We start from the raw sequence: 12,678 nt of genomic DNA on the forward strand, positions 1-12,678 counted from the left end.
GGCACGGGGGAAAATGCACGCACTGGTACTGATTGTCCCTAGCCGCACTTCCCAAACACGCACCTGTTGCGGGTTTCGAGGTGTGGCGATGGGGATACTCACCGTCCGCTTCGTCCGCTTCAACCCTCTCAGCGCAGGAGTGCTCGAAGCCAGGAGCACCCGACCAAAAGCCGTCGCCACCCGTCCGTCCGGTGTTCGCCGTCGCAGCCGAGCCGAGGTCGCCGCCATGTCCCATGCTCCCTCACCTCCTCGATCCGTCCCCGCCCTCTCCGTGGACGCTCCGTCCCCCGCCGCGGGCGCCGCGTCCCCACACACCGGTGGCCGGGGGGCCCACCCGGGCACGGCACTGGTGACCGGCGCCTCCTCCGGCATCGGGGCCGCCGTCGCGCGCCGGCTGGCCGCCGAGGGCGGCTGGCGACTGGTGCTGAACGGGCGGGACGCGACCCGTCTCGCACAGGTCGCCGACCGGGCTTCGGCCACCGGCTACCCGGCGGATCTCACCCGCCCCGGAGCCGGCCGGCAGCTGGCCGAGTTCGCCCTCGAGCGGATGGGCCGCGTGGACCTGCTGGTGGCGTGCGCCGGGATCGGCTGGGCCGGCGAGTTCAGCAGCATGCCCCCACGCGCCATCGACGAGGTGATCGACGTCGATCTGCTCGCCACTCTGCATCTGGTACGGCAGCTCGTCCCCCATATGGTCCAAGCGGGCTCCGGGCGTGTGGTGATCGTCGGATCGCTGGCGGGCGCGGTCGGCGTGCGCGGTGAGGCCGTCTACTCCGCGGCCAAGGCGGCGCTGGCGGCTTTCGCGGACGCCCTGCGCTATGAACTGCGCGACACCGGGGTGCGGGTCAGCCTCGTGGTCCCCGGCGTGGTGGACACCCCCTTCTTCGAGCGCCGGGGTGCGCCCTACCGCAGGTCCAGGCCGAGGCCGGTGCCGCCCGAGCGGGTGGCGGACGCCGTCTGGTGCGCGGTGAGCCGGGGCCGGGACGAGGTGTACGTGCCCCGCTGGCTGCGGCTGCCCGCCCGGATCCGTGGTGCGGCGCCCGGCCTGTACCGGCGGCTCGCCGCCACGTTCGGATGAGCGGCGGGTGAGCGCTCTCACCGTCGTCCTCGCGCTGCTCACGGCGCTGTCCAACGCATCGGCCTCCGTGCTGCAACGACGTGCGGCGACGGACGAACCCGGCGGCGGCCGCGGGGTGCGACAGGCGGTGCGCTGGCTCGGCCATGTGCTGCGGCGGCCGTACTGGCTGGCGGGGACCGGGCTGCTCGCACTGTCGACCGTGTTCCAGGCGGCCGCGCTGGCCGTGGGCAGCCTGGCCGTCGTACAGCCCCTGCTGGCCACCGAGTTGCTGTTCACCCTGGCCGTCGGCGGCGTCGTCTTCCGCGCTCGCCCGAGTCGGCGCACCTGGCTGGCCTTCACCGCCCTCGCAGCCGGCCTGGCGCTGTTCCTGGGGGTCGCAGCGCCCTCCTCCGGCCGGACCACGGCCCTGCCGGGGCGCTGGCTTCCGGCGGGGGTGGCCGTGGTGTGCGCCGTGGTGGCTCTTGTCGTCTCGGCCCGTGCTGTGCGGGGCGCGCCGCGGGCCGCGCTCCTGGGGCTTGCGAGCGCGGTGTCGTTCGCCGCCACGGCAGCGCTGCTGAAGGAGGTCATGGGACGGCTCCCGCAGGGCGTGGGGGCCGTGCTGACGCAGTGGCCGCCGTACGTGACGGCGCTGATCGGCGTGGTCAGCTTCTTGCTGTTGCAGAGCGCGTTCCGGGCCGGGTCGCTGACGGCGTCGCAGCCGGCTCTGACCCTCGGGGACGCGATGGTCAGTGTGGCGCTGGGATCGGCGCTGTTCGACGAGCAGATCGCGCTCGGGGTGCGGGTGCTGCCCGAGGTTCTCGGCTTCGCGCTCATCGGTGCGGGCAGTATCGGACTGGCGGGCGCCCCGTGGGCCGGCGGTGCCTGGGACACGGCACCGAACGGCCGGGACGGACCGGGTCCCGAGGCCCGGGAGCGGGCGCCGGGGAGGCCGTCGGCCGGTGGGCCCGACCGCGACCGGCCGGGCCTGTGACGACGATTCCGGTCCACGGCGGCCTCGATCCGTGCCGGTCCCGATCCGCGCCGACCCCGCTCCATGACGGTCCCGCCCCGACGGCGGCCCCGTCCCCACGACGGCCCGGCACACGGCGAAGCCCCGGGTTCCCGACGACAAGGAGGCAGTTGCCCTATGACTCGTCCTCACGGTCCCTCCGCCGGCGGACGCGCCGCGGCTCTCCTGGCGCCGGTCGCGGCGGTCGCGGCCGTGCACATCGGCCCCGCCGCCACCTGGCTGCCCGGCCTGCGGCGCCGCTTCCTCCCCGGACTGGCCGGGGTGGGCCGCCCCGACCACATCGCTCTCACCTTCGACGACGGGCCCGACCCCGGCTCCACGCCGCACTTCCTCGACGCGCTGGACGACCTCGGCGTCCGGGCGACGTTCTTCGTGCTGGGCGAGAACGTGGTGCGCTACCCGGCGGTGACGCGGGAGATCGCGGAGCGCGGGCATGAGCTCGCCGTGCACGGCTGGAGCCACGACCGGCCCTGGCTGCCGTCTCCCGCCCGGGACACGGCGGACCTGGTCCGGACGGTGGACACGGTCCACGACGCGGCGGGCCGCCGGCCCCGGTGGTACCGGCCGCCGTACGGGATCCTGACATCGGGACGCTGGGCTGCGGCCCGGCGGGTCGGCCTGCGGCCGGTGCTGTGGACGGCCTGGGGCAAGGACTGGACGGCCGACGCCACGCCCGCCTCCGTACGCGCGACGGCCGGTGCGGAGTTGCGGGGTGGCGGCACCCTGCTGCTGCACGACTCGGACCATGCCGCGGCGGTCGGCTGCTGGCGTGCCACGCTCGGGGCGCTGCCCGGCATCGTGGAGGACTGCCGTGAGGCGGGGCTGTCGGTCGGGCCGCTGGGCGAGCACGGTGGGGAAGCCGGCGCGGAGGAGACCGCGGCGCGGGAGGCGGCGGGGTGCGTCCGCGGCGCCTGACGCCCGCCGAGGGAAGGAACCGGACCGCGCGTCGCGATCGGGCGGTCACCGGGGTCGTCGGAACACCGGCCGGCGGCCCCCGCGCCCGCCTGGTCGCCCCGCTCGGCCTGTCGCGGGCGACCGGCGCTCCGGCCGATCCGGCCGATTCGGTCGATCCCATCGACCCGGCCGACCCGGCCGACCCGGCCGACCCGGTCGCGGTGTTCCGAGCCCGCCTGCTTCGGGCCTCCGGGGCATTCTGGAGGGGTGATCCTTCTCGCCGCGCTGTTCGCCGTCATGGGTGCCGCCAGCAATGCGGTCGGCACCGCGTTCCAGCGCAAGGCGGCGTCCACGGTCGCGCGCGGCGGCGGTCTGCGGCTGCTGATCGAGCTGGCCCACCGGCCGGCCTGGGTGATCGGCATCGGCGGCGTCGTCGGCGCCGCGCTGTTCCAGGCACTCGCCCTGGTCAACGGGCCGATGGCACTGGTGCAGCCGCTGTTCGTGCTGGAGCTGCCGTTCGCGTTGATGATCGCCGCTCCCCTGATGCAGCGGCGGCTGCCGGCCGCGGCCTGGTGGGGGATCACCGGAGTCGTCATGGGGCTTGCCCTGGTGCTCGGCTCCGCCGCTCCGTCCGGGGTGGTGGACCAGGCGTCCATGGTGCGCTGGATCCCGGTCCTCGCGGCCTGCCTGGGTGCCATGGCCGCCGCGATCGTCATCGCCCGCCCGGGGCGACCGCCGCTGTTCCGGGCCGCCGTGCTGGCCGCGGCCTCCGCTGTCGGCAACGCCCTGACCGCTGCGCTGCTGAAGTCCGCCACGGGCAGGTTCGCGCAGGGCGGCGTCGGCGCCTTCCTGCAGTCCTGGCAGACGTACGGCTTCGCGCTCACCGGTGTCAGCGCCATCCTGCTGCTGGAGAACGCGCTCCAGGCGGGCTGGCTGACCGCGTCCCAGCCGGCGCTCACCATCGGGGATGCGACGGTGAGCCTGCTGCTCGGCATCACCCTGTTCGACGAGCGGATCCGGACCGGCTGGTGGCTGCTGCCCGAGGCCGTCGGCGTCGCCGTGATCGTGTGGGGGGTGGTGAGACTGAGCCGGGTGGTGTCGAAGGTCCAGGCGGCGGAGGCCGACCACCGGCAGGCGTTTGTGGGCGGGGGCCACGGGGACTCGGGGCCGCAGGAGGACGAGGGCTGCGACAGCCGGGGTCCGCGCACCCAGCGGGGACGGGGACCCATGGGAGAGCGGTCCGAAAGCGAAGGCTGACCTGGTGACCGGCCCCGAGGGAGGCATTCGTATGACGGTGGAGGACACGCGCTACGACCGGAGCGGCGACACGCCGCTGGCGGGCTACGCGTTCCTGGCGACGACGTTCACGGCGGGTGCCGCGCTGTTCGCGGCGGTGGCGCGCCGCCGGGGGCTGCGTCTGCCGCAGCAGGTGCCGCCGTGGGACGTGGCCCTGCTGGGAACGGCGACCTTCAAGGCGTCCCGGCTGCTGACCAAGGACAAGGTGACCAGCTTTCTGCGGGCGCCGTTCACCCGGCGGGCGTCCGACAGCACGGCCAACGAGGTGATGGACGAGGCGCGCGGCAGCGGTGTGCGGCAGGCCGTGGGCGACCTGCTCTCCTGCCCGTTCTGCACGTCCACGTGGGTGGCGGGGGCGCTGGTGTGCTCCTACGCCTCAGCGCCGAGGGCCACCCGGCTGGTGTGCGCGGGTCTCACGGCCGTCACCGTGTCGGACTGGCTGCAGTACGGATGGAGTGCGACGGCCGAGGCGGCCGAGGGCTGAGGCGAGGCCGGTCGCCTGACAGGAGGTCAGGCGTGCGCCTCGGGGTCCTCGGCCAGCCGTGCGGCGGTCTCCAGCAGCAGGGCGTGGACGAACGCCTGTGGGAGGTTGCCCCGCAGCTGCCGCTGGGCGATGTCGAACTCCTCCGCGTACAGGCCGGACGCCCCGCAGGCGGCACGGTTGCGTTCGAACCAGCGGTGGGCGTCGATCAGCCGGCCCTGCTGGTGCTCGGCGAGCGCCATGACGAACCCGCACAGCAGGAACGCCCCCTCGGCCTCCCCGAGGGGGCGTTCGTCGTGCCGGAAGCGGTAGATGTAGTGGTCCTGGGCCAGTCGGCGACGGCAGTCGGCCAGGGTGGCGCGGGTGCGGTCGTCGTCGGGGGGCAGGGCGCCTCGTACGGCCGGCAGCAGCAGGGCGGCGTCGGCCTCCGGGTCGTCGGGGGTGCGCTGCCAGTGGCCGTCGGGGTGCAGGCAGCGCTGCGCGGTGGTGTCGAGGAGGGTGCCGGCGAGCCGGGCGCAGTGGTCGGAGAGGGGATGGCGGGGGGCCGCGGCGGCCAGGGCGCGCAGCCCGGCGACGCAGGTCAGCCGGCTGTGGGTCCACCACTGGGAGTCCAGCTCCCAGATCCCGGCGTCCGGCTCCCGCCAGCGCTCGGTGATGGCGCGCACCGCGGTCTCGGCGGCCTTCCACCCGTCGGCGTCCAGCCGCTGCCGGCGCTCGGCCGCCGCGAACAGCAGCAGGGCCTCGCCGAAACAGTCGAGCTGGAACTGTTCCCTGACGTGGTTGCCGACACGGCTGAATCCGCCGGGGTAGCCGGGCAGGTCGAGTTCTCTCTGGTCGGGGACGGGGGTGCCGTGCACGGTGTAGGCGGGGGCCAGTCGCGGGCCGTCCTCCCGCAGCCTCTCGCCGACGAAGCGCACGGCCCCGTCGAGTAGTTCGGGGGCGCCGGTGGCCGCTGCTGCCTGCCCTGCGTAGCTCTGGTCGCGGATCCACACGTAGCGGTAGTCGTAGTTGCGCCCCGCCTCGGCGCGTTCGGGCAGGCTGGTGGTGGCGGCCGCGACCATGCCGCCGCCGTGGGTGGTCAGGCCGCGCAGGACGACGTAGGCACGGCGGGCGTCGCGCGGGGCGATCGTGTGGTCGAGCGCGGGTACGGCCTCGCGCCAGGCCCGTTCCGTCGCGGCCCAGGCCTCGGCGGCCCGCGGCGCGGTGCGGGGCAGGGGTGAGGCGGAGCACTCGAGGACCAGGTCGTGGCGCTCGCCGGGCTCCAGCACGATCTCGGCCGTCAGGCCCTGACCGCGGGCGACGGCGAACGGGGCGCCCTGCCAGCGCAGGCGGTGGGGGCCCGAGGTGAGGTACCACACGCCGTCGTCGGTGCGGTGGGCGGAGGCCAGTGAGGAGCGGCCGTAGTCGCCGTGCGGCTCGAGCAGGACCCGTACGTGGGCCACCGTGTCGACGGCGTGCAGTTGCCGCAGCAGCACCAGGCGGCCGGCCTCGCCGGGGAAGGCGAGGGCCTCCCGGCACTCGATGACGCCGTCGGTGGTGACCCAGCGGCTGCGCCAGATGAGGGTGCCCTCCTCGTAGTAGCCGCCGAAGACGTGGCGGCCCCTGGGCGTGATGGCGTAGACACCGCCGCCGCCGATGAGCGAGGCGAAGACCGCGTCGTTGTGCCAGCCGGGTGAGCACAGCCAGCCGATGTCACCGCAGGGGCCGATCAGCGCGCCGCGTTCCCCGTCGGCCAGCAACGCGTAGTCGTGCAGCGCGTGCGGCCGGAACGATGTGCTCATGGGTGCTGCCTCCTGGTTGGGCCGACTGGGGGCACGCGGCGTGCGGAGTCGCAGGGACCTCAAGCCGTACGGCTACCCGGTTTGAGCTGCGGCATTGGCGCCGAATGTGCCAGAAGCGTCCCCGGACGGCTGGAGAGACCCGGTGATTGACCTGCGACCAGTGGGGAAACCGGTGCCGCATGTCAACGACCCGGCGACGTCCGCCGGCCCGCCCGGTGCCCCCACCGCGCCCTGCCGCACCGCCACGGGCGCCCGTGGGGGCGGCCGCCGTGCCCGTCGGGTCGCGCGCACCGTGGGTCCTCACGCTGCGTCACTCACTCGGATGACGTACACCACCGAGCCACCGGCGCCGCGGCGACGGACGCTGATCGGGGTACTCGACGGTCTTCCGCGACGTCAGCGGCCCGGCGCCCGGAAACGGCCCGACGAGCCGTCGCCGCGTAGGGAGGAGTTCTTCAATGGCCAGCCCTTTGTCACGGAACTGGGACCACGCCGTCGTCACCGGCGGCGCGGGCTTCGTCGGTTCCCACCTGTGCGCCGCCCTGCTGGACGCGGGCGCCGCGGTCACCTGCGTGGACGACTTCAGCACCGGCCGGCCGGAGAACGTGGCGCCCTTGCTCGACCGGCCCGGGTTCACGCTGGTGAGGGGGGATGTGGCGGAGGGGCTGACCGTCGACCGGAAGCCGGATCTCATACTCCACTTCGCCTCCCCCGCGTCGCCCGCCGACTATCTGCGCCTCCCCCTGCACACGATGGACACCGGCAGCCTGGGCACGCGCAATGCCCTGGACCTGGCGCACCGCTCGGGCGCGCGCTTCGTGCTCGCCTCGACCTCCGAGGTCTACGGGGACCCGCAGCAGAACCCGCAGGACGAGCGGTACTGGGGGCATGTGAACCCGGTCGGCCCACGCAGCGTGTACGACGAGGCCAAGCGGTTCGGTGAGGCCCTGACCACCGCGCACGCCGAGGCGAAGGGCACCGACACCGGCATCGTGCGCCTGTTCAACACCTACGGACCGCGGATGCGCGGGCACGACGGCCGCGCGGTTCCGACGTTCGTGCGGCAGGCGCTCGCCGGTGAGCCGCTGACGGTCACCGGTGACGGACGCCAGACGCGGTCCCTGTGCTACGTCGACGACACCGTCCGCGGCATTCTCGCGGCGGCGGCGCACGGCATGCGCGGTCCGGTGAACATCGGCAACCCCTCCGAGATCACCATGCTCGGCCTCGCCCGCCTGGTCATCCGGCTCGCCGGGTCGTCGTCGGAGATCCGGTTCATCGAGCGGCCGACGGACGACCCTGCCGTGCGCTGCCCCGACATCACGCTGGCCCGCGACAAGCTCGGCTGGGAGCCGCAGGTGGACGCCGAGGAAGGGCTGCGCCGCACCATCGACTGGTTCCGCGCCACCGCCGGCGCCTGACCGCGCGCCCGCCTCCGGCCGCGCCCCGCGGCAGCGCACGCGCCCCGTCGTTCGGGTCCCGTACCGGCCACTCCGCCTGACGCCCGCCCCCTCACCACCCGCTTCCGTCCGGCTCACGAATCGCCGAAAGGCCTCGGAACCCCATGCGCATCCTCGGAATCAACGCCCTGTTCCACGACCCGGCCGCCGCCCTGGTGATCGACGGCCGGACCGTCGCCGCCGCCGAGGAGGAGCGGTTCTCCCGGCGCAAGCACGGCAAGCGGCCGGTGCCGTTCTCCGCCTGGGAACTGCCGGAGAAGGCCGCCGCGTGGTGCCTCGGGCGCGCCGGACTGCGCCCCCAGGACCTCGACGCCGTCGTCTACTCCTACGATCCGGACCTCGCCCGGCCGGCCGAGGCCATAGGGCTGGACGACCCCTGGGACCACCTGCGGCAGACCTACGCCCGCGAGGCCCCCGGCTTCCTGAAGACGGCGCTGCCGGGCCTCGACCCCGGCATCGTGCGTTTCGTGCCGCACCACATGGCGCACGCCGCGTCCGGCGCCTTCGCCGCGCCCGACGCCGGGGACTCCTCCGTGCTGGTGCTGGACGGCCGGGGGGAGCGCGCCTCACACCTGGCCGCGCGCCGGGTCGGGGACCGTCTGGAACCCCTGTATGCGCAGGAACTGCCGCATTCCCTGGGGCTGGTCTACGAGGAGCTGACCGAACACCTCGGCTTCCTCAGGTCCTCCGACGAGTTCAAGGTGATGGCGCTCGCCTCGCACGGCCGCCCGCGCATGCTCGCCGAGCTGCGCCGCCATGTGTACCCCACGGCTGACGGCGGCTTCCACGCCACCGGTGTGCCCTGGCACGAGTTGTGCCCGCCGCGCGGCCCGGACGAGCCGTGGACCCAGGACCACGCGGACGTGGCCGCGAGCGCCCAGGCCGTACTGGAGGAGACGCTGCTCGACCTGGTGCGCTGGCTGCACGGCAGGACGCACCACAGCGTGCTCACGCTCGCCGGGGGCGTCGCGCTGAACTGCGTCGCGAATTCGCGGATCGCCCGCGAGGGGCCCTTCTCCCGGGTGTGGGTGCAGCCCGCGGCCGGTGACGCGGGCACGGCTCTGGGCGGGGCGCTGCTGCTGGCTGCCCGGCAGGGGGACGAGCCGGAGCCCATGCCGGGGGCCGACCTGGGCCGGGACTGGTCGGACGCGGAGCTCGGGGCATGGCTGAAGACGGCGGCGGTGCCCTTCGAGCGGCCCGCGGACATCGCCCGGACCGTCGCCGAGACCCTCGCGGACAACGGGATCGTGGCCTGGTTCCAGGGCCGTTCCGAGTACGGCCCCCGGGCGTTGGGGCACCGCTCGCTGCTGGCCCACCCCGGGCACGCGGGCAACCTGGAGCGGCTCAACGACGTCAAGGGCCGCGAGCAGTTCCGGCCGGTGGCGCCGATGGTCCTCGCCGACCGCGCCTCGGAGATCTTCGACGGTCCGCTGCCCAGCCCGTACATGCTGTTCGTGCACGACGTGGCCGAGGCGTGGCGGGACCGCATCCCGGCGGTCGTGCACGTCGACGGCACGGCCCGCATCCAGACCGTCGATCCGGCCAAGGAGCCGCTGGTCGCCCGGATGCTCGATGAGTTCGAACGGCTCACCGGGCTGCCCGTGGTGGTCAACACCAGCCTGAACACGGCGGGCCGGCCCATGGTGGACGATCCGCGGGACGCGCTGGAGTGCTTCGGCTCCTCCCCCGTCGACCTCCTCGCCATCGGCCCGTACGCGGTGCGGCGAGGGGACTTCTTCCGCGGCGCCGACATGAGGAGCACGTGATGGGGGAGCGCGGAGACGACGAGGTGACCACCGCCTACGCCGACGACGCGTACGCGGTGGTGATACCCACGCTGGGACGGCCCAGCCTGAGTGCGTGCCTGCGGGCGCTGGCCGAGGCGTCCGGGCCCCGGCCGGTGCGGGTGGTCCTGGTCGACGACCGCCCGGGAGACGAGGGCGAGCCGCTCACGGTCGACATCCCGGGGCCGCTGCGCCCGGTCACCACCGTGGTGCGCGGCCGTGCCCGGGGCCCGGCCGCGGCCCGCAACGACGGGTGGCGGGCGGCCGGGCGGATCCCCTGGATCGTGTTCCTCGACGACGATGTGGTGCCCGGCCGTACCTGGGGCGACGACCTCGCCCTGGACCTGGCGGAGGCGATGGAACCGACGGGCGCGATCACCGCCCGGATCGATGTGCCGCTGCCGCCCGACCGCCGGCCCACCGACTGGGAACGCAACACCGCCGGCCTCGCCACCGCGCGGTGGATCACCGCCGACATGGCCTACCGGCGCACGGCCCTGGAGGCCGTCGGCGGCTTCGACGAACGGTTCCGGCGGGCCTTCCGGGAGGACGCGGACCTCGCACTGCGGGTGCAGGCCGCGGGATGGATGGTGACCGCGGGGTCCCGGACCACCACGCACCCGGTGCGCCCGGCCGACCGCTGGGTCTCGGTGCGCCTGCAGGCGGGGAACGCGGACGACGTGCTGATGACCCGGTTGCACGGCCCCGGGTGGTGGAGCAGGGCGGGCGCACCACGGGGACGGCTGCCCGGTCACCTGGCGGTCACCGGAGCGGCGGTGGCGGCCCTCGCCTGCGCGGCCCTGCGCAGGCCCCGGGCCGCTGCGGTCTGCGCCGCCGGATGGCTGGCCGGTACCGCCGAGTTCGCCCTGGCACGGATCGGGCCGGGGCCGCGAACCCCGGACGAGGTGGCCACCATGGCGCTGACCAGCGTGCTCATCCCGCCCGCGGCCACCTGGCACTGGCTGCGCGGTCACATCGTCCACCGGGGAGCGCCGCCGCACGCCGCATACGACGCGGGGGCGCAGCCGCCGGTGCGGCGCCGGTCGCTCGAGGAACGGGTGCACCCATGAGCGGACGTCGCCTGCCGCCCCGTGACCCCCAGGCCGCCGTGCCGTCGGCGACCGGGCCGTGGCTGTTCGACGGACCGCAGGGCGGCCCGCCGCAGCCGGGGGGCACCCTGCCGACGGCGGTGCTGTTCGACCGCGACGGCACGCTCGTGTCCGATGTGCCCTACAACGGTGACCCGGCGCGCGTCGCGCCGATGCCGACGGCACGGGAGGCGGTCGACGCCGTCCGTGCACGGGGCATCCCCGTCGGGGTGGTCAGCAACCAGTCCGGCGTGGCCCGCGGCCTGCTGACGCGCGCTCAGGTGGAGGCGGTGCGGCGGCGCGTGGAGGAGCTGCTCGGCCCGTTCGACGTGTGGGCAGTGTGCCCGCACGGCCCGGGCGACGGCTGCGGCTGCCGCAAGCCGGCGCCGGGCCTGGTGGTGGCCGCCTGCGCACGGCTGGGCGTCCCCGTGGAGCGCGCCGTCGTCATCGGGGACATCGGCGCGGACATGGGGGCCGCCCGGGCGGCGGGCGCCCGCGGCGTGCTGGTGCCGACCCCCGTCACCCTCCCGGAGGAGATCGAGGCCGCCGAGACCACGGCCGGCGACCTGCTGGCGGCGGTGCGCCTGGTGCTGGGCCCGCAGGGCGGCTCCGGTCACGGGCCGCGCGCCGCCTCGATCGCAGGGGAGGCACGATGACGGACACCCGACGCCTTCCCCGCACCCTGGTCGTACGCCTCGACAGCGCCGGCGACGTGCTGCTGGCCGGGCCCGCCGTGCGTGCCGTCGCGGCCGGCTCCTCGCACACGGCGATGCTCTGCGGTCCCCGCGGGGTGCAGGCGGCGAAGCTGCTGCCGGGCGTGGACGAGGTGCTGGAGTACGACGCCCCGTGGGTGGGGCTGGAACCGGCGCCGGTCTCCCGTGCGGCGACGCGTCAGCTCCTTCAGACGCTGACCGCGGGTTGCTTCGACCGCGCCCTGGTGTTCGTCTCGTACCACCAGAGCCCGCTGCCGATCGCGCTGCTGCTGAAGCTGGCCGGGGTCGGCTGGACGGCCGCCGACAGCGAGGACTACCCGGGTGCCCTGCTCGACCTGCGGCACCGCCGGCTGCCGCACCGGCACGAGGCCCTGGCGGCGCTGGACCTGGCGGAGGACGCCGGTTTCGCGCTGCCGCCCGACGACGAGGGGGCGCTGCGGGTCACCACACCGCCGGACACCACTCACCTCACCGGGTCGGAGCCGTACGTGGTGCTGCACCCCGGTGCCGCGGTGCCGGCCAGGGCGTGGAGCCCCGAGCGGGCGGCGCGGGCCGTGGCCGCCCTGGCCGCCGAGGGCTACCGGGTCGTGGTCACCGGGGGCCGTGGGGAGCGGGAGCTGACCGCGAAGGTGGCCGGATCGCACGGGCTGGACCTCGGCGGCCTCACCGACCTGCGGCAGTTGGCGGGGGTGCTGGCCGGGGCGCGGGTGGCGGTGGTCGGCAACACCGGGCCGGCACATCTTGCGGCCGCGGTGGGCACCCCGGTCGCCTCCCTGTTCGCGCCGGTCGTGCCCGCCGAGCGCTGGGCCCCGTACGGCGTCCCGCACGTGCTGCTCGGTGACCAGGGCGCGGCGTGCGCGGCGACCCGCGCCCGGCACTGCCCGGTGCCGGGACACCCGTGTCTCGACGGCGTGAGCGATGCCGAGGTGCTGGCCGCCGTGGCGGCGCTCTGTGAGAGAAGGGCCACGGCGATGCATGAGGCGGACCGGACGCGAAAGACGGACCGAACGGATCTCGCCACGGCCGCGTCGCCCGCACCGGGTGACGCGTCCCGCCCGAAGGACGCGTCCGGCCCCGAGGACGCGTCAGGGCCC

At 75.2% G+C, this 12,678-nt stretch carries 10 protein-coding genes and 1 pseudogene; 10 read left to right on the forward strand and 1 reads right to left on the reverse strand.

Translation table 11 applies throughout. From position 1 onward, the window contains the following. Positions 1–226: 226 nt before the first annotated feature. The 5 genes from SY2F82_RS34110 to SY2F82_RS34130 all read left to right on the forward strand — a co-directional run bounded on the left by SY2F82_RS34110 (position 227) and on the right by SY2F82_RS34130 (position 4,761). Entirely contained in the window at positions 227–1,078 is an 852-nt protein-coding gene (locus SY2F82_RS34110; protein WP_200422945.1) for an SDR family oxidoreductase, read from the forward strand. Positions 1,079–1,085: 7 nt separating this feature from the next. After that, positions 1,086–2,048, forward strand: a complete 963-nt coding sequence (locus SY2F82_RS34115) for a DMT family transporter (protein WP_200422946.1) — start codon at positions 1,086–1,088, stop codon at positions 2,046–2,048. A 156-nt stretch (positions 2,049–2,204) separates the two neighbouring features. Beyond that, positions 2,205–3,002: a polysaccharide deacetylase family protein gene (locus tag SY2F82_RS34120; protein WP_200422947.1), complete on the forward strand. Its 798-nt coding sequence runs from the start codon at positions 2,205–2,207 to the stop codon at positions 3,000–3,002. Positions 3,003–3,248: 246 nt separating this feature from the next. Then, positions 3,249–4,238 carry a DMT family transporter gene (locus tag SY2F82_RS34125; protein ID WP_200422948.1) on the forward strand — a complete coding sequence of 330 codons (990 nt, stop codon included), beginning with the start codon at positions 3,249–3,251 and terminating at the stop codon, positions 4,236–4,238. A 31-nt stretch (positions 4,239–4,269) separates the two neighbouring features. Further along, the gene (locus tag SY2F82_RS34130) at positions 4,270–4,761 is read left to right on the forward strand and encodes a DUF1360 domain-containing protein (protein WP_200422949.1); all 492 of its coding nucleotides are present in this window, start codon (positions 4,270–4,272) and stop codon (positions 4,759–4,761) included. Positions 4,762–4,787: 26 nt separating this feature from the next. Here SY2F82_RS34130 and SY2F82_RS34135 read toward each other — a convergent pair whose 3' ends face one another. Next, a complete protein-coding gene (locus SY2F82_RS34135) occupies positions 4,788–6,539 on the reverse strand; it encodes a glycoside hydrolase family 15 protein (protein ID WP_200422950.1) in 1,752 nt (583 codons plus the stop codon). A gap of 458 nt (positions 6,540–6,997) precedes the next feature. Here SY2F82_RS34135 and SY2F82_RS34140 point away from each other — a divergent pair, with 458 nt between their 5' ends. From SY2F82_RS34140 to SY2F82_RS34160, 5 genes and pseudogenes are all read left to right on the forward strand, one after another. Next, on the forward strand, positions 6,998–7,960 hold the full coding sequence (locus SY2F82_RS34140) for a UDP-glucuronic acid decarboxylase family protein (RefSeq protein WP_200422951.1): 963 nt from the start codon (positions 6,998–7,000) through the stop codon (positions 7,958–7,960). Between the two features lie 143 nt (positions 7,961–8,103). Further along, a complete protein-coding gene (locus SY2F82_RS34145; RefSeq protein WP_200422952.1) occupies positions 8,104–9,765 on the forward strand; it encodes a carbamoyltransferase C-terminal domain-containing protein in 1,662 nt (553 codons plus the stop codon). Then, the gene (locus SY2F82_RS34150) at positions 9,765–10,853 is read left to right on the forward strand and encodes a glycosyltransferase family 2 protein (RefSeq protein ID WP_200422953.1); all 1,089 of its coding nucleotides are present in this window, start codon (positions 9,765–9,767) and stop codon (positions 10,851–10,853) included. Before SY2F82_RS34145 ends, SY2F82_RS34150 begins: the two co-directional genes overlap by 1 nt. Further along, the gene (locus SY2F82_RS34155) at positions 10,850–11,527 is read left to right on the forward strand and encodes an HAD-IIIA family hydrolase (RefSeq protein ID WP_200422954.1); all 678 of its coding nucleotides are present in this window, start codon (positions 10,850–10,852) and stop codon (positions 11,525–11,527) included. Before SY2F82_RS34150 ends, SY2F82_RS34155 begins: the two co-directional genes overlap by 4 nt. Continuing rightward, positions 11,524–12,547: pseudogene (locus tag SY2F82_RS34160) on the forward strand (glycosyltransferase family 9 protein); the annotation flags it as partial. The gene SY2F82_RS34155 and the pseudogene SY2F82_RS34160, both read left to right, overlap by 4 nt. Positions 12,548–12,678 lie beyond the last annotated feature (131 nt).

The organism is Streptomyces sp. Y2F8-2, assembly GCF_014905555.1.
GTDB classification, from domain to species: Bacteria; Actinomycetota; Actinomycetes; order Streptomycetales; family Streptomycetaceae; genus Streptomyces; species Streptomyces cynarae.